This is a genomic window from Paenibacillus sp. V4I5, from assembly GCF_030817255.1.
GTDB lineage: Bacteria > Bacillota > Bacilli > Paenibacillales > NBRC-103111 > Paenibacillus_E.
In genome coordinates this window covers 6060701-6077213 of the sequence record NZ_JAUSZB010000002.1, presented here as the reverse complement: position 1 = coordinate 6077213, position 16513 = coordinate 6060701, and the positions used below count along the sequence as shown (strand labels likewise).

Sequence of the window (16513 nt, the reverse complement as noted above, 5' to 3'; positions counted from 1 at the left end):
AAGGAAAACTCGGCCCATGCTTACGAAGAAAATTTTCTACGGAAAATTCTTAGGAGGAAACCCATTTGGACACAGGCACTCATCTCGTAATTGGTTTAGGGTTAGCGGGACTGTCTCAAATTGACCCTAGCGTTTCTGCGGACACAGCGGCAACCACTGCGGTCTTCATAGGAACTGTTATTGGCTCACAGATTCCGGATGTGGACGGGCTGCTCCGTTTTAAAGGGAACGCCACTTACATTCGAAATCACCGCGGTCGTTCTCACTCTCTGCCAGCTTTACTTTTATGGACGCTGCTGATCACTGGAGCTCTTGCTCTTTTCTTCCATGGAATCCCCTTATTGCACCTTGGTATGTGGGTAGGAATCGCCGTTTGCTTTCACGTCTTCACAGATTGTTTCAACACATATGGTACACAAGCGTTCCGGCCATTCTCTGAAAAGTGGGTGTCATGGAACATTATACACATCTTTGATCCCTTTATCTTTTCAAGCCACATCGCAGCTATTTTCATGTGGTCTTTCAACGTCGCTAGTCCAAAACTGGTATTCCCGACTTTGTACGGGGTTATCGCCCTATATTACATCTGGCGCTCTCTTGACCATTACATCGTAGAAAAAGGGCTTTATCGCAAAGACCCAACCCATATGCCCGGGGATAAATACACACTTATTGTAACATTCAACCTCTATGTGTGGAACGTAGTGAAACGAAGAACAGACGGTACCTTCCAGTTGGGTGAACTGAAGAATTCGAAGCTTAGGTGGATCGACACCGTCAAATGTGAGGACCATCCAGCCATCGAGGTGTCCAAAAGTCACGAAGACATCCAAGCCTTACTCTACTTCTCATCCTTCACATGTGCTGAAGTGAAAGAACATCGTTGGGGCTACGAAGTAAGATGGGCTGATGTGCGTTATCGTCACCGCAAGCAGTATCCTTTCGTAGGTGTTATCCGGATGGATCACAATTTCCAAACACTCGATTCTTATGTGGGCTGGGTAAGTGAAACTAGGCTTGAAAAGAAGCTGAAAGTTGAGCTTTATTAGAAAAGAGGCGCGTTAACCAAACGCGTCTTTTTTTACATTTAAAAAAAGACAAACAAAAAGCCCAGAGGGTTTTAGGCCCCTGAGCTTTATTGTTACACAAAACGGGAAAGCTATGAACGAAGTTAGGTTCTAGCTACGGAAGCCAGATTGTCCTGCTAGCGTTTGCTCAGCAATTTGCACCAAGCGACGAGTAATGTTACCCCCGATTGCACCAGCATCGCGAGTAGCCATATAACCCATGTAACCATCTTGAGGAATTTGGATGCCCAGCTCTTGAGCTACCTCATATTTCAATTGATCTAAAGCTTGGTTGGCTTGTGGAACTACCAATGTGTTACTGCTACGATTTTGTGCCATAAGGATTCAGACTCCTTTCAGTCAGCTATAATCTTTGATGTATTTGCAAGCTTGCAAAGATAGTATGTGGAGGAAATGAATTTATATGCACAGCGATCAAAAAAGTTTAAAATAAGAAGACACTGTTCAATCTTCTAGAAAGTAGGTCACGTTCATGAGCAAACCACTAGCTCTTCTTTTCGCTGTTGTTGGCACCCTGCTGCTCGCCTCCATCAGCTTATTCATTGCCCTCAGGCAGCCTTGGATGATCCTTGCCTGTTCCATCATCTCGTTAGGCTTTATTGGATATGGATTTGCGGTTAAAGCTAAGATTCGCAAGAAAAATACGCGGTCTTAACGAAGGAATCTACAACTATTGTCAAAAAGAGAAAGAGCCCAAACAGCTATATTAGCTGTTTGAGCTCTTTTTGCTTTTTATATAACAACGAAACCCATCCGCTTCTTCACTTCGAGCAGGGTTTGATCAGCCACTTCAGCGGCTTCCTGCGCACCTTTTTTCAAGATGTCGAAAATTTCACCTGAGCTGCGAATTTCACGATAGCGTTGTTGGATCGGCTCGAGAACAGCTACGAGGTGCTCAGCTAGATCCTTTTTGAAAGGACCATAGCCTTGCCCATCGTATTTGGCTTCAATCTCAGCTACACTCATCTCAGCAAAGTGTGAGTAGATCGACATCAAATTACTGACCTCAGGCTTGTTCTGTGGATCATACTTCACCTCACGGCCTGAATCAGTGACCGCACGGCTCAGCTTCTTCCGGATTACATCCGGCTCATCCAGCATGGCGATGTAACTACCTGCATTCGGACTGCTTTTGCTCATCTTTTTGGTTGCATCATCCAAAGACATGATTCTCGCACCAATCTCAGGCATATAAGGCTGCGGCATGACGAACATTTCACCAAACCGGTTATTGAAGCGGTTCGCCAAATCGCGCGTCAGCTCCAAATGCTGCTTCTGATCATCTCCAACTGGAATAAGGTCCGCATTGTATAACAAGATGTCTGCTGCCATCAGGGATGGATACGTAAATAGGCCAGCACCGACGGAATCCTTGCCTTCGGATTTGTCCTTAAACTGTGTCATACGCTCCAGCTCTCCCATATGCGTCAGCGTCGTCATGATCCAGCCGAGCTCTGCGTGCGCATGGACATGGGATTGCAGGAAAATGGATGCCTTACTTGGATCTAGCCCCGAAGCAACATAAAGCGAAGCTATAGACTCTGTTTGCTCCTTCAGAGCTGCCGGATCCTGCGGAACCGTGATGGCGTGCATATCTACGACCATAAAATAACAGCGATGCAGATGCTGCAGCTTCACATAATTGCGAAGTGCGCCAATATAGTTGCCAATCGTCAGCTGTCCGCTGGATTGCATACCGGATAATACTCGTTTCATTGGATAATCCCTCCAGAATTCTTAACTATTTATGGTTTAAAAAACAACAAAAAGGCCTCTCCCCGCAAGGGACGAGAGACCGTGGTACCACCCTAATTTGTCCTTGAACAATTGTTCAATAAGACCTTCAGGCTCTGATAACGGGGAGCTGCCGTTTGGCATACTTAGACAGATGAGGATGTTCTCCGGCCTAGGTTCCGGCAACCTGCATGCTGTGTTCAGCCTCATGCTCAAGGATCCATTCAGTTTGCTTGTTTCACCGGTTCACACCAACCACCGGCTCTCTGAGAAACGGAAAACAAACTTACTTGTTCCTATCATCGCGAATTGATTTTATATAATTATACACCCTAACAATCGATTGTCAATCAAGGACGTTGTCCTATCTGGACCTGCATGTACATAGGATAGATCATACTAGCCTTTCCATGGATAAAATAACTCCGCGTCCTTCGGGGACGCATCAACGGACAAAGGGGTGTCATTGAATTGCCATCGACTCTATATCGCTGGAGCCTTCCTATCTCCACGATGATTTGCGCGTTTCTCCTAATCTTAATCGTGACAACGAGAGAGCTTCCTCCTATGGGTTTGGTCATTTATGAAATCAAGCACGTCTTTACAGCCTTCATGGATATTTTTCTCGACGCTTTGCCTTTTATGTTACTAGGCGTCCTTCTATCCACGGTTGTTGAAAACTTCATTCCTGAAGCGTTCATCAGACGCATGACACCGCGGCACCCGCTAGGAGGTATCTTATTTGCCTGCGTTCTTGGCATCATGTTCCCGCTCTGTGAATGCGGAATGATTCCTTTCGTTCGTCGGCTCATGCGGAAAGGAATGCCTGTGTACATAGCCGTCATCTTCATTCTCGTCGGTCCGATTCTGAATCCTATTGTCTTCGCCTCGACGTTCATGGCTTTTCGTGGGGAGCCTTCAATGGCATATTCGCGAATGGGGCTTACATTTGGCGTTGCGCTCACCGTAGGATTGCTGCTGACTCGTTTCCTGAAAAGCAGTCCTTTGCGTCATCCTATCGACAATGAGGCAAATACGCTGCACCACCACGGGGGTTCCAGCCTTGAACATCACGCTGATCACATTCACGATCATGACCATGACCATCACCATAACCATAACCATAACCATAACCATAACCATCATAATCATCATGAACATGAACACAATCACGATCATCACCACGGTCACAACCACTCGCACGGCGGTGGTCGCGCGATGACTATGTTCAGCCACGGTACGACCGAGCTGTTCGAAATGAGTAAGTACTTGATGCTAGGCGCCTTTTTGACCGCTCTTATCCAAACATTCGTTGCCCAAGACAGCTTATCTGCGATCGGTCAGGGACCTTTCATTTCACATGTGTTCATGATGGGCTTTGCCTACCTGCTCTCCCTGTGCTCCACTACAGATGCTTTCGTGGCTGCCTCCTTCGCCAATTCCTTCTCTCCAGGCTCCTTATTGGCTTTCCTTGTGTTCGGCCCGATGATCGACGTCAAAAGCACGCTGATGATGCTCTCCATCTTTAAAGCCCGCTTCGTGCTGACTCTCTCCATCGTCGTCGCTGTTACGGTATTGGGGGGCTCATTGCTTGTTATGAATTTCTTTTTTGCTTAAAAGGAGATGTTGAAGCCCCTCGACAGGAGTAGGATTTTTTGTTGGATGTAAAAAGTACAGCAAATTCCTGCCAAATCGACGTTCTCAGGCGAGACACAGACCATCCTGCGCGTTCGTTCTGAATAAGCGCGGAAAACGCGCTTATAGCGAGAGCTCTGCGAGCCGAAGCTCGTTGACAGAGTCTGAGAAGCCGGAAATCGGCTTCTCAGGCGGTCTCGCGAGCCTGTGCAGATTAAGCTCGGAAAACGAGCTTATCTGCACGCACGAATAAAAAAGAAGTAAACTTGCTTACCCCAAACCCCAAAACATATAAATTCTAGCATATAAAAAAGGAGTTCGCATCAATCGCGAGACTCCTTTTTTATATAAATAATTAAAACTTCAGAATGGCGCCTGCACTAGCATTTGTCACCATTTTTGTATAACGCGCCAGATATCCGGTTTGGATTTTCGGTTGGAACTCTGTCCAGCTCTCGCGGCGTTTCGCGAATTCTTCATCGCTGATTTGCAATTCGATTTTACGGCCGTCCATGTCCACATCAATGATGTCACCGTCGTGTACGAAAGCTAGTGGTCCGCCTTCAGCCGCTTCAGGAGAAATATGACCGATGGAGATACCACGGGATGCCCCGGAGAAACGTCCATCAGTAATCAATGCAACCTTCGCGCCAAGACCCATACCTACGATTTGGGAAGTAGGAGCCAGCATTTCCGGCATACCAGGTCCACCCTTCGGTCCTTCGTAGCGGATAACAACGACATGGCCTTCTTTAACATGACCGTTCGCAATACCGTACAAAGCTTCGTCTTGCGAGTTGAAGCAAATGGCTGGACCAACGTGACGACCGCCAACGGATTTATCAACGGCACCGACTTTAACGATACTACCCTCAGGAGCAAGGTTACCGAACAATACAGCTAGTCCGCCTCTTTCACTGTGCGGGTTCGTAATTGGACGCAGCACTTCATGGTTCACAATTTCACAGCCTGCCACATTTTCACGCAGGGTTTTAGCAGTTACTGTCATACGGTCACCGTCAAATGCACCCGGCTTTTTGAGCAGCTCGTTAATAATTGCACTCACACCACCAGCTAGATGCACATCTTCAATGTGATAATCGGAAGCTGGAGCGATTTTTGCTAAGTGAGGTACACGTTCTGCCACTTCATTAATGCGTGAAATCGGGTACTCGATGCCCGCTTCTGCCGCGATAGCCAATGTGTGAAGAACCGTGTTCGTCGAACCACCCATCGCCATGTCGAGAGCAAATGCGTTATCGATCGCTTCGATCGTAACGATATCACGAGGTTTGATGTCTTTTTCAATCAGGACCATCAATTGTTTCGCACAATCTTTCACGAATTGCTTACGCTCTTCTGCAACAGCCAGAATTGTACCGTTACCCGGCATAGCCAAACCAAGGCCTTCCGCCAAACAGTTCATGGAGTTCGCTGTAAACATACCGGAACAAGATCCACATGTCGGACAACCGTATTGCTCTAGCTCTTCTAAACCAGCTTCATCTAATTTACCAGCTTGGAAAGCACCTACGCCTTCAAATACGGAGGATAGGGAAATGGATTTACCGTTTTTATCTTTACCGGCTTTCATCGGGCCGCCACTTACTAACATCGTAGGGATGTTAACGCGGAGAGCACCCATGATCATACCGGGTGTAATTTTATCACAGTTAGGAATACAGATAAGGCCATCGAACCAGTGGGCATTAACAACCGTTTCCAAGGAATCGGCAATAATCTCACGGCTTGGCAAGGAATAACGCATTCCAATATGCCCCATTGCAATACCGTCGTCAACACCAATTGTGTTGAATTCGAAAGGAACACCGCCTGCTTCACGGATCGCTTCCTTCACGAGTTTACCGAATTCTTGCAAATGAACATGTCCAGGAATAATGTCTATATAAGAGTTACAAACCGCGATAAACGGCTTGCCGAAATCTTCCTCTTTAACGCCGGCTGCACGCAGCAAACTGCGATGCGGAGCGCGGTCGAATCCTTTTTTAATCATATCGCTGCGCTGTTTTGGATGAGCCATTCTCAATTCCTCCTAGATTTCTTTTCTTTTGAGAAAAACAATGAATCTATCATACCACACTTCTCGTAAAATTTCTGCCTTTAGTATGATAACGCGTCAAAGTAACACCAAACATTCCACCTTAGGCTTTGCGTCGATTCAAATGGACGAAAGTAATGGCTAGTGCCAGCACCAAAACCCCACCTTTTACAATATCAAATCCGAAATAAGGCACATTTAGCATCGTAAGTCCATTGAGCAATACGCCAATCAATACAGCGCCAAAGAAAGTCCCAATGACATTAGGTTTCCCTGCACCAAGCACGGAATACCCGACGAATACCGAGGCAACAGCTTCCATCAGAAGTGGAGCACCGGCATCAATTTGTCCTGAACCGACACGAGAAGCATACAGAATACCTCCGAACGCTGCGAAAATGCCGGACAGCACATAGGCCGCTAAGCGGATCTTGTTAACCGAAATCCCAGAGAGACGTGCTGCCTCCCGATTGCCTCCCGTAATATAGAGCTGGCGCCCCCAGCGAGTATACGTCAGAAAGACATGCACAGCAATAACAGCTACAATCATAAGTATAACAGGCACAGGAACGCCAAGAAGCTTGCCTTGTCCGATCCAGAGAAATTCCGGCGTAAACTTCCCTTTGGCCACTGTGCCGTCTTGGAATCTCATATTATTATAGATGGAAAAGCCTTTCGTATACGTTTTTTGCACGCCACCGATGATGTACATTACCGCTAAAGTAGCAAGTAGATCCGGAATGCGAATTTTTACGATAAGCCAAGAATTTATGAGACCGATGATAGCTCCAATAATAAGAGGAACAATGATGACCACAATGAGTGGCTGTTGGTACCACACCATCAAAGCCGCCGCAGCCACAGTGGATAATGAAACCGTTGACCCCACGGATAAATCAAAGCCGTCTACAATCTGCGATAACGTGACCCCAATAGCGACAAACATCACTATAGATATGGACCTTAAAATGTCCGCGATATTGTCATAAGTCATAAAATTCTCATTGATGATCGAAAAGACGAGAACCACCAATGCTATGATGAACAAAGCGCCGTATTTAAACGTAAAATCCAAACTTCTTTCCTTCATGCTATTCAGCCTCCCCCGCACTCGCATACGTTAAAATGAGATCCTGCGTCGCTTCCGCGCGGGAGAGCTCCTTCACTACAGAACCATAGCTCATTACTAAAATGCGATCGGCAATTCCTATAATTTCATTCAGCTCACAGGATAAATAAATAATGCCTTTACCTTCCGAGGCCAACTGACCGATCAAGCGGAAAATATCGCTTTTCGCGCCAACATCGACCCCTTTGGTCGGCTCGTCAAACAAATAGACATCAGCACCCGTCGGCAGCCATTTGCCCACGGCCACCTTCTGTTGATTCCCGCCGCTTAGATGCTTCAGGGCGCGATTCGGATCACTAGGCTGCACGCCCAGCTGCTCCACCATCTTCGCAGCGTGTGCACTCTCTGCGCCGCGCTGCACGAAGCCGAGCGAGCTCAGCTTGCGCAATATCGGAAGCGACAGATTGTGCTTCACAGTCTCCTCCACGAGGACGCCCTGCTTGCGGCGCTCCTCGGGCACGAGCGCGATGCCGGCGCGCACGGCATCCTCCGGATGGCGCAGCGCGAGCTTGCGCCCGGCGAGCCACACCTCGCCGCCGTCCGCGGCGTCGGCGCCGAAGATCAGTCGGCTCAGCTCCGTCTTCCCGGCGCCGACCAACCCCACGACGCCGAGGATTTCACCTCGGCGGAGGGCAAAGCTAACGCCGCGTACCTTGGTGCCGCGGCGCAGCCCTTTCACCTCGAGGAGGGTATCGCCGATTGGAACATCGGCTTTGGGGAACTCCTCGGTGAAGGTCTTGCCCAGCATCGCCTCAATGACCCCGGCGATGTCCATGTCTGCGGCCGCCTGCATGAGCACGTGGCGGCCGTCGCGCATGATCGTGATCCGGTCAGCGACGCGGAACACTTCCTGCAAGCGGTGGGAGATGAAGATAATCCCCACCCCTTCACGTTTCAGGCTGTCCATGATCTGGAACAGCCGCTCTGACTCCTCCAGACTGAGCGGCGCTGTCGGCTCGTCGAAAATGATGATCTTGGCCTTGTGCGCCATCGCTCTAGCGATAAGTACGAGCTGCTTCTGGGAGATGCTCAGCTCGTCCACTTTGCTGCGAACAGAGAACGCAGCCCCGATCTTTGCTAGAATCGCTTCGGCTTCGCGATGCAGCTTTCTCCAACTGACCCAAGCCCCGCCTTGAACCATTTTATCCATCATGACATTTTCGGTTACCGTAAGCCCAGCTACTAAGGCTGTGTCCACTTCTTGATAGACGCAATAGATGCCTTGGTCCATTGCTTCCTTAGGCGTCTGTATGTTGAGAGACTGGCCGTTTATAGAAATTTGCCCCTTATCAGGGGTATAAGCGCCTGATAAAATCTTCATCAAGGTACTCTTTCCAGCACCGTTAGCCCCGAGCAAGGCATGAATTTCTCTGTTTTGCAGGTCAAAATCAACCTCCTGCAGCGCCTTCACGCCGGGGAAAGATTTGGTGATGCCTCTCATATGCAGCAAAGATCCATTGTTTACCGACATCATCATTCACCTCTCATCTCAATCTGAAAGTCCCATCGCATAATGACGATGGGACCCTATTTGGATTACATTATTTTTTTTCTGCAGCTTTCAACCAGTCCGTATAGCCTTGTTGGCTTCCGCCCCAGCCTTTGACGTATTCGCTAAGCTGTGTTGTATTTATTTGCTTGTCCTTCGGCAGTTGGTCTCTGGATACATAAACAGGCTCCAATACCACTTTCTCAGGCGTTTGATCACCATGCAGCTTTTGATACAGGTAACGCACCTGCACGCGACCGATATCTTTCGGATCTACCGCTGCTGATGCCACCCAAGGGCTTTTCGGATCTTGCAGCAATTGCAAGTCTTCATCACTAAGGTCGATCCCGTATACTTTAATTTCTGTACGACCTGCTTGTTGAATCGCACGGGAAGCGCCCTTCGCAAACTCATCCCATGCTGCCCATACCGCTGTGATGTCACCTTTGTTCGGGTATTTCTTCAGAATCGCTTCCATTTGCGTTTGTGTATCTAACGCTGGATCTTTGGCTGTCCCGAATGCAGCCACTTCTTTAATGTCTGGATATTTCTTTTGGAAAGATTGGTAAGCCAATTGTCTGCGTTCCATCGGGGCAAAGCCGGCTACCCATACTTTCACGATGTTCCCTTTACCGCCGGCATCCTTCGCAAGCTGTTCTAGCGTGGCTTCAGCCATCTTCTCATCGCCCTGCTCTAAGGACGTAACGCCCGGAACTGAAAGAATCGAATCGAAACTTACAACTGGAATTTTCTTTTCTAGTGCTTTCTTCACGCCTGCTTCCAACGCTTCAGCTGTTCCGTGATCAATGAGAATACCATCGAATTTCTGATTAATCGCTGCATCCAGATTGGATGACATTTTCGCCAGGTCCGTATCAGCAACGAATACCGTTACCTTACCGCCAAGCTTCTCTACTTGTTCCTTCACACCTTCTACATACTGAGATGAAAATGTACCTGTATTGAATTGCATCACGAGTGCAATTTTCTTTCCGCTTAAATCTGCTGCTTTAGCTGCGTCAGTCGCACTCGCGCTTGCTGCAGGTGTTGCCGAAGCGCTGCTGCTCTCTTTTTGTCCGCAGGCCGCAAGCAAGCTTCCTATTAAAGCCAAGATGATAAATAAACCGCTTAATTTCGTTCTTTTCATGAGTTACCCTCCCGATCTAATGCTTTACTCTATTTCCTATCAACTCTATCGAAAATTATGCCGAGTAATTTAATAGGAATTACTGTATATTAGCATTGGGAGGATTTCCCGTCAATATGTTTGAAGATATTTTCTCTTACATTTCGACTTTTTTTATTTCCTTCCGAAATCAGCCTTGATTTCTCCCCATTTCCGCGTATCCCACTTCATAATTTTATTGGTATAGGTGTTCGTTTTGAGCCATTTCAACGCCCGATCAACTAATGTCCAAATTTCTTCTGTGGAAGCATCCCTAACTAGATTAGTGGAAACCTCTTTTTTACGTATCCAGCTCAAAGCTGTGACTGAGTCGGTATAAATGGTTTTATTACTGCCTTGCTTCTGCAAATAAGCAAGCCCGTGAACGATTGCAAGAAACTCACCTAAATTATTCGTGCCTTTGGAGATAGGGCCTTGATAGAAAATAATCTCGCCCGTCTTCGTGTCGACACCTTTGTATTCAACAATTCCTGGATTCCCGGAACAGCCAACATCCACAGAGATACTATTATAGTCAACTTCAGGAGCCGTCTCAGGGGTTGCTGACTTGCCCGTGGAAGTCACAGTTGTCCCCCCTTTTCCAGAGAAATTGAGCGACTTCTGCCACCCCTTCTCTAGTGCTTGACGTGCTTCCAGCTCCGATTCATACGATTTAAATCTAGCTTGCGGATAACCTTTGGTCTGAGCCTGACAATCAGCCCACGTACGGTAGATCCCTGGTTGATGCCCCACCCAAACCACATAATATTTCACTGCTGCCATCTTATTCACTCCGTAATTGTTGATGTATTTGATGTACAAGATCTTCGACAACTTTCACTGTATCACCGAAATAAGGCCGATAGTCCAAATCTTTAATAAACGCAAGATAAGATTCTCCTACCGCCAAAACCTTCTTGCTGTACTCCAAGCTAGGGATTATATGCGTTTCAAGCTCGCGGTACGTTCCATTAGAGCGTTCCTCAACAGATGCGAGTTCCACTTGTTCATCCGCCAAATGACGGACAACGAACGAAAAACCTCTGCATTCCGGATCTCCGCAGCCGCATACAAAGAACGGCATACGCTCCCATTCATCCGCTGGCGCAAAACGATTCGGCGCGGTATCATGCAGGGTACTGTACAAGAACGCTGGAAGCCCCACATCTACACAGAGAGGCTCTTCAATAATAATACTATCGTCCACCGCCATGAGGACATCTGCCTGAATAATTTGCAAATCCTTATCTAGGGACCAGCCCTTTATGGATATATCAAACATAACTCCTGCCTCCGCTCTCCCCTTTATTCGGTTTTCTCATTATAGCAAAGACTGTGCATTCCTGCTTTTAAGGTTTTTTTGTGGTGAAAATTTCCAATTTAAGTTATGAGTATAATTCCTAAAAAAGATTATACTACCATTACTGGAGGTGATATCAGATGGCATCAGGACAATCTCGTAGCAGCAACCAACTAGTTGTTCCACAAGCTACACAAGCTCTAGACCAATTGAAGTTTGAAGTTGCTCAAGAATTAGGCATCCAAATTCCTCAAGACGGCTACTACGGCTATATGGCTTCTCGTGATACAGGAGCAATCGGTGGTAACATCACTCGTCGTCTCGTTCAAATTGCTGAACAGCAACTTGCTGGCGGCGCAGCCGGTAAATTCAGCAGATAACAGTTCCCCCTATACTTACGTTTAAAAAGGGCTTTCTTTTAAGTAGCAAACTACTTGGAAGAAAGCTCTTCTATTTTTATGCTGACGAATAAATAAAGGAAGCCCATGCACAAGTGCTGCATAGGCCTCTTACAGAACCGTATTTGCGAGTTGCCGCATACGCTTCTCCGAGCTTATCCCCTCGGGGGATGATGTTCATACTAATGTAGCCGCAGCCGCTTCGTCTATATCCCGAATCAGATCCTGCGGATCCTCAAGGCCCACGTAAAGGCGGACAATGTGCCGCTCAGTATTTCCGCTCCGCACCACATTTACGTTGACTAGACTTTCAAAACCGCCCCAGCTAACGCCAATTTTGAAATACTGGAGCTTTGTTGCCCAAGCCTTCAGCTTCTCCAACGATTCGAACGATTCGAACGAGAATAAGCTGCTGAACCCTATTAGCTGCTGAAGGGCCAAGTCATGTTGAGGATGCGTAGAGAGTCCTGGATGGTGGACGTGAACGGCGTAAGGTTGTTTGCTAATATGCTCGGCTATGAGCATCCCACTGCGCTGATGGCGTTCCATTCTAAGAGGAAGTGTCCGCAATCCACGCATCACTAGCGCCGCTGTTTGTGGCGTCATGATCCCACCGAATAGCATATACTCCGAATTGCTAAGTCGAGTCATGAGTTCCAGTGAACCGATGACAACCCCACCCAAGCAATCACTATGTCCGGATATATATTTCGTTATAGAATGGACAACCAGATCGATACCTAACGTAATTGGCATTAGGTGACATGGTGTAGCCCATGTGTTGTCGATGATGGTCTTGATTCCCTTGCTCGCGGCAAGCTGAGCACACGCACGCAAGTCTTGAAGCTCGAACGTCATCGTTGTCGGACTTTCCAAATACATCAACTTCGTATTTGGCTTGATGGCTTCTTCCCAATTACTGAGTTCGGTCCCGTCAACGAAAGTCGTCTCTATACCAAACTTGACCAGGTATAATCCGAGAAACTCGCGTGTCGGACCGTAAGCGTGATTCACGCAGACAATATGATCGCCTTGCTGGACAACAGAAAGAACTGCCGCTGTAATGGCAGCCATCCCCGAAGCGAAGCACTTCGCGTCCTCGCCACCCTCCATTTGGGCAAGCTTCTCCTCCAGATTGCGAACGGTCGGATTGTTGCCGCGCGAATAGACATGATGCCCTAACACATTTTGCATGGCCAAATCGAATTGTTCGTGAGTTTCGAAGGCGAATAAACTGTTTTGATAGACGGGGACGTTAATCGCCCCATGGTGTCGAGTATCGTACGGGTCATGCGCCGCCTTGGTGTAAAGCGAATCCCCCGATTGATCTTTATTCATAGATGTTTCTCTCCAATCCGAAATTTGCTGCTTAGCCCTTCACTGCGCCTTGCGTGAGGCCTTCTACGATAAAACGCTGCGCGAACGCGAACAGAAAGACGGTTGGAATGACGGACAAGACGGTGCCTGCCGACATGGCGCCCCAATCGACGTCATATTTGAGAATAAGTGAGTTCAATGCCACAGGCATCGTCTTAAGTAGGTCGTGATCGATGAACATGACCGCCATAAACAACTCGTTCCAGTTCTGCACGAATGCGAAAATAAAAGTCGATGCGATCCCTGGCATCATGATTGGCACGATAATCCGGATTAGGGCAACTAGCCGTGAGCAACCGTCGATCATTGCCGCCTCTTCCAGACTGGCAGGAATGCGTTGAAAGAAGCCCCGTAAAATAATGGTCGAGAATGGTATCAACCCCACCGTGTACATGAGTACGAGAGCGATTCTGGAATTAATTAAATCCAATTGCGTCATCATGAGGTAAAGTGGCCCGAGCGAAATGAATCCTGGCAGCATCTGTGTCGCAAAAAACGCCAACATAATTTGCCGATGTCCGCGAAATTGAAAACGGGCAAGGACATAAGCGCTCAAAACGGAGATCACAATAACAATCAGTGCTGATGAGATAGCTACCAACAAGCTATTACCGATGTAGACATGAAATTTGGATATTTTAAAAATGTTGATATAATTGTCGAACGTAATATTCGTCGGCCAATATTTAAGCGGATATGTGAAAATTTCATTCTGAGGTTTTAATGAAGTAATCAAAATCCAATATAGCGGGAACACCATGATCACTAGATGAAGCGCTAGAAAAAACACCTTGAATGGACCTATGAATTGTAAGCGCGTCTTCATGGTTAGAAATCCCCCATCTTTTCAGATTTGGTTACGGATAAGTAAAACAACGTGTAAAGCAATAGAAGCACGATCATGACAACCCCGATTGCGGATGCCGCGCCGTAATCACCGGCGTAAATGATTTTATCCAGCATTAATGATGATAAAATGTGCGTACTTCCTGCTGGTCCACCGTTCGTCATGCCGTAGATGATCGTAGGATCATTAAAGATCCAGATGACCCGAAGGAGAGTAGTCGTAATGATCGTCGGCAAAATGTAGGGCAGCGTAACGCTAATCAGCTTGCGTGCCTCGCTCGCTCCATCCATCTCGGCTGCTTCGTACAGCTCGGATGGTACTGATTGCAGCGCTGCGAGCAGCATAATTGCGAAAAATGCGATACCATACCATACGTTCGCGATAATGACAGAGATCATAGCCCACTTTGGATCCGATAAGAATCCGATTCGCGTTTCGATTATTCCGGTTTTGAGCAAAAGATCGTTGATGACGCCGATTTGTGAGTTGAACATCCACTTCCAAATCATCCCAATCAGAAACCCTGAGAGCGCCCATGAGTAAAACACTAAACCTTGGTAAATCCCTCTACCCCGGAATTTTTTGTTCATTAACAGCGCAAGCGTCAGCCCGATGAGAAATTGAAATACTAAGGAAAAAAACACCCAGTACGCACTGTTCTGCAAAGCAGTCAAAAACTTTGGATCCTTGAATGCATCCCGAAAATTTTGCAGACCGACAAAATGGACATTTCTAAGATCGAACAGCTTGTATTCTTGAAACGCCATGATGCCGCCCTTTAGGAACGGATAATACGTGAAAATAAGGACCAGTAATAGAGCGGGGAGCAAACCAAATAAGATGAACGGCTGCCGACTCTTCATTAGATGCACCACCTCATATAGAAAAATGGTAATGGGCAGCGAATCGCCACCCATTACGAAGGTTAAACGCTATTTTTTCTTCGACTTTTGATCCATCCAATAAGCGTCCCATTTCTTCAGAACGTCGACGACAGTGAACTTACCGAGCAAATACGCTTGGCCAGACTCCATGCTCGCTTGATTCCATTGTCCCGTGCCTGGATATTGGAACGGCGGCTTGTAGTTCATGAATACGTCCGGCTTGTTGGACATATCCAGCAACGTTTTGTAAGGACCTGTTTTGAAGTACTCATCGTTTGCCGCTGTGGTGTGAATTGGTACTAAGCCGTACTTTTTACCAAACTCAGTATTCTGCTCGGGATTAGACAAGAAGGCGATCAACTTGAAGGCCGCTTCTTTGTTCTTGGATTGGGATGCGATACCCCAACCAGCTCCACCTGCTTGAATGAGGGCCTTGCCGTTTGGTCCCGTTGGCATCGGTGCCGTTGCCCATTGCTCCGGCTTCATTTTCTCTTGTATGGTTTGAATGACGTCCGGATCTTGCAGCAGCATGCCGGTTACACCAGAAGTGAACGCTTGTACCTGCTCTTGGAAGCCCCAGTTGACAGCATCCGAAGGTGAAGCTTCTTTATAAATTTTCATATACAATTCAATGGCTTCCTTAGCTTCTGGTGAAGAGTAAATCGTATTGCCGCTCTTTAAGAACTGCGCATCTTCCAAATTCACCTGATCCCCGTTATAAGCGAGTACCATCTGATCGGTGATGCCTGCAGACCCCATACCGCCTCGGAATGAGAACCCGTACCGGTTCTTAGCAGAATCAGTTAGCTTCTTGCCCGTTTCATATAGTTCTTGGTAGGAAACCGGCGGTTTCAAGCCTTTCTCCTCGAACCAGTCTTTACGATAGAACAATTGACGCTGGTACAAGCCGTTCGGAATGAAATAGAGTTTATTGTTATTCGTTGCTATTGACTTGGCCACAGCTGTTACTGTACTGAAGTCTTTCCAAGTACCTGTGTAAGTATCGAGCGGATCAATGTACCCGTTGTTCACGTACTCCGCGATGTTCAAATCTCTTACTTCTAGAACATCTAGTTCTTGTTTAGCTGCAAGCATAGTTCTAATCTTGTTATCCGCTTGATCGAACGGAGGCGAGATGAGATCGACCTTAATGTTCGGATTCTCTTTCTCGAATTGGGAAATCATCGCTTTGAGAATGTCGGTCCGTTTCGGGCTCGTCAAGCTCTCGATCATATGAACGGTAACCACTTTTCCAGAACTTGCTCCGGCACCTGCTTGATCGCTATTGCCTTTCGCATCACTTTTTGCAGTGTCTGTATTGCTGCCGCAAGCTGCGAGCAACCCCATTAGCATCGTAGATGCAACTACTGTTGGCCATACTTTACGCTTTTTCTTTTCCCACATAAGA

The 16513-nt window shown here is 47.2% G+C and carries 16 protein-coding genes and 1 other annotated feature; of the genes, 4 read left to right on the top strand and 12 right to left on the bottom strand.

Annotated features, from left to right (window positions below):
- Positions 1–65: 65 nt before the first annotated feature.
- Positions 66–1049 (top strand): metal-dependent hydrolase, encoded by a 984-nt coding sequence (locus QFZ78_RS29860; RefSeq protein ID WP_307552944.1) that lies wholly within the window; start codon positions 66–68, stop codon positions 1047–1049.
- A gap of 129 nt (positions 1050–1178) precedes the next feature.
- Here the strand turns inward: QFZ78_RS29860 and QFZ78_RS29855 are convergent, their stop codons facing one another.
- Entirely contained in the window at positions 1179–1406 is a 228-nt protein-coding gene (locus tag QFZ78_RS29855) for an alpha/beta-type small acid-soluble spore protein (protein WP_056829533.1), read from the bottom strand.
- Between the two features lie 154 nt (positions 1407–1560).
- On the opposite strand from QFZ78_RS29855, the gene QFZ78_RS29850 reads away from it, so the two are divergent.
- The gene (locus tag QFZ78_RS29850; RefSeq protein WP_029194821.1) at positions 1561–1743 is read left to right on the top strand and encodes a DUF5325 family protein; all 183 of its coding nucleotides are present in this window, start codon (positions 1561–1563) and stop codon (positions 1741–1743) included.
- 77 nt (positions 1744–1820) lie between these two features.
- Here QFZ78_RS29850 and trpS read toward each other — a convergent pair whose 3' ends face one another.
- Entirely contained in the window at positions 1821–2804 is a 984-nt protein-coding gene (gene trpS / locus QFZ78_RS29845) for a tryptophan--tRNA ligase (RefSeq protein WP_307552941.1), read from the bottom strand.
- Positions 2805–2868: 64 nt separating this feature from the next.
- Positions 2869–3134: a binding site (T-box leader), on the bottom strand.
- A 159-nt stretch (positions 3135–3293) separates the two neighbouring features.
- On the opposite strand from trpS, the gene QFZ78_RS29840 reads away from it, so the two are divergent.
- Positions 3294–4439 (top strand): permease, encoded by a 1146-nt coding sequence (locus QFZ78_RS29840; protein WP_307552939.1) that lies wholly within the window; start codon positions 3294–3296, stop codon positions 4437–4439.
- Between the two features lie 373 nt (positions 4440–4812).
- Here QFZ78_RS29840 and ilvD read toward each other — a convergent pair whose 3' ends face one another.
- The 6 genes from ilvD to QFZ78_RS29810 form a co-directional block, all read right to left on the bottom strand.
- Positions 4813–6498 carry a dihydroxy-acid dehydratase gene (gene ilvD / locus QFZ78_RS29835; protein WP_173188842.1) on the bottom strand — a complete coding sequence of 562 codons (1686 nt, stop codon included), beginning with the start codon at positions 6496–6498 and terminating at the stop codon, positions 4813–4815.
- A 121-nt stretch (positions 6499–6619) separates the two neighbouring features.
- The gene (locus QFZ78_RS29830; RefSeq protein WP_307552935.1) at positions 6620–7606 is read right to left on the bottom strand and encodes an ABC transporter permease; all 987 of its coding nucleotides are present in this window, start codon (positions 7604–7606) and stop codon (positions 6620–6622) included.
- Between the two features lies 1 nt (position 7607).
- Positions 7608–9116 carry a sugar ABC transporter ATP-binding protein gene (locus QFZ78_RS29825; RefSeq protein WP_307555950.1) on the bottom strand — a complete coding sequence of 503 codons (1509 nt, stop codon included), beginning with the start codon at positions 9114–9116 and terminating at the stop codon, positions 7608–7610.
- Between the two features lie 70 nt (positions 9117–9186).
- Positions 9187–10281 carry a sugar ABC transporter substrate-binding protein gene (locus tag QFZ78_RS29820; RefSeq protein WP_307552933.1) on the bottom strand — a complete coding sequence of 365 codons (1095 nt, stop codon included), beginning with the start codon at positions 10279–10281 and terminating at the stop codon, positions 9187–9189.
- 153 nt (positions 10282–10434) lie between these two features.
- Entirely contained in the window at positions 10435–11082 is a 648-nt protein-coding gene (gene rnhA / locus QFZ78_RS29815; protein WP_307552932.1) for a ribonuclease H, read from the bottom strand.
- Position 11083: 1 nt separating this feature from the next.
- A complete protein-coding gene (locus QFZ78_RS29810) occupies positions 11084–11581 on the bottom strand; it encodes a hypothetical protein (protein ID WP_307552930.1) in 498 nt (165 codons plus the stop codon).
- A 158-nt stretch (positions 11582–11739) separates the two neighbouring features.
- On the opposite strand from QFZ78_RS29810, the gene QFZ78_RS29805 reads away from it, so the two are divergent.
- The gene (locus QFZ78_RS29805; protein WP_307447511.1) at positions 11740–11979 is read left to right on the top strand and encodes an alpha/beta-type small acid-soluble spore protein; all 240 of its coding nucleotides are present in this window, start codon (positions 11740–11742) and stop codon (positions 11977–11979) included.
- A 195-nt stretch (positions 11980–12174) separates the two neighbouring features.
- Here QFZ78_RS29805 and QFZ78_RS29800 read toward each other — a convergent pair whose 3' ends face one another.
- The 4 genes from QFZ78_RS29800 to QFZ78_RS29785 form a co-directional block, all read right to left on the bottom strand.
- A complete protein-coding gene (locus tag QFZ78_RS29800) occupies positions 12175–13335 on the bottom strand; it encodes a trans-sulfuration enzyme family protein (protein WP_307552928.1) in 1161 nt (386 codons plus the stop codon).
- 31 nt (positions 13336–13366) lie between these two features.
- Positions 13367–14200, bottom strand: coding sequence for a carbohydrate ABC transporter permease (locus tag QFZ78_RS29795; RefSeq protein WP_307552926.1), 834 nt, complete (start codon positions 14198–14200; stop codon positions 13367–13369).
- A gap of 2 nt (positions 14201–14202) precedes the next feature.
- A complete protein-coding gene (locus QFZ78_RS29790) occupies positions 14203–15084 on the bottom strand; it encodes a carbohydrate ABC transporter permease (RefSeq protein WP_307552924.1) in 882 nt (293 codons plus the stop codon).
- 69 nt (positions 15085–15153) lie between these two features.
- Positions 15154–16509 carry an ABC transporter substrate-binding protein gene (locus QFZ78_RS29785; protein WP_307552922.1) on the bottom strand — a complete coding sequence of 452 codons (1356 nt, stop codon included), beginning with the start codon at positions 16507–16509 and terminating at the stop codon, positions 15154–15156.
- Positions 16510–16513 lie beyond the last annotated feature (4 nt).

Excerpts from the sequence above, each read along its gene's own strand:
- QFZ78_RS29855 (WP_056829533.1), bottom strand. The coding sequence starts at position 1,406 with ATGGCACAAAATCGTAGCAGTAACACATTGGTAGTTCCACAAGCCAAC.
- QFZ78_RS29850 (WP_029194821.1), top strand. The coding sequence starts at position 1,561 with ATGAGCAAACCACTAGCTCTTCTTTTCGCTGTTGTTGGCACCCTGCTG.
- trpS (WP_307552941.1), bottom strand. The coding sequence starts at position 2,804 with ATGAAACGAGTATTATCCGGTATGCAATCCAGCGGACAGCTGACGATT.
- ilvD (WP_173188842.1), bottom strand. The coding sequence starts at position 6,498 with ATGGCTCATCCAAAACAGCGCAGCGATATGATTAAAAAAGGATTCGAC.
- QFZ78_RS29830 (WP_307552935.1), bottom strand. The coding sequence starts at position 7,606 with ATGAAGGAAAGAAGTTTGGATTTTACGTTTAAATACGGCGCTTTGTTC.
- QFZ78_RS29825 (WP_307555950.1), bottom strand. The coding sequence starts at position 9,116 with ATGTCGGTAAACAATGGATCTTTGCTGCATATGAGAGGCATCACCAAA.
- QFZ78_RS29820 (WP_307552933.1), bottom strand. The coding sequence starts at position 10,281 with ATGAAAAGAACGAAATTAAGCGGTTTATTTATCATCTTGGCTTTAATA.
- rnhA (WP_307552932.1), bottom strand. The coding sequence starts at position 11,082 with ATGGCAGCAGTGAAATATTATGTGGTTTGGGTGGGGCATCAACCAGGG.
- QFZ78_RS29810 (WP_307552930.1), bottom strand. The coding sequence starts at position 11,581 with ATGTTTGATATATCCATAAAGGGCTGGTCCCTAGATAAGGATTTGCAA.
- QFZ78_RS29805 (WP_307447511.1), top strand. The coding sequence starts at position 11,740 with ATGGCATCAGGACAATCTCGTAGCAGCAACCAACTAGTTGTTCCACAA.
- QFZ78_RS29800 (WP_307552928.1), bottom strand. The coding sequence starts at position 13,335 with ATGAATAAAGATCAATCGGGGGATTCGCTTTACACCAAGGCGGCGCAT.
- QFZ78_RS29795 (WP_307552926.1), bottom strand. The coding sequence starts at position 14,200 with ATGAAGACGCGCTTACAATTCATAGGTCCATTCAAGGTGTTTTTTCTA.
- QFZ78_RS29790 (WP_307552924.1), bottom strand. The coding sequence starts at position 15,084 with ATGAAGAGTCGGCAGCCGTTCATCTTATTTGGTTTGCTCCCCGCTCTA.
- QFZ78_RS29785 (WP_307552922.1), bottom strand. The coding sequence starts at position 16,509 with ATGTGGGAAAAGAAAAAGCGTAAAGTATGGCCAACAGTAGTTGCATCT.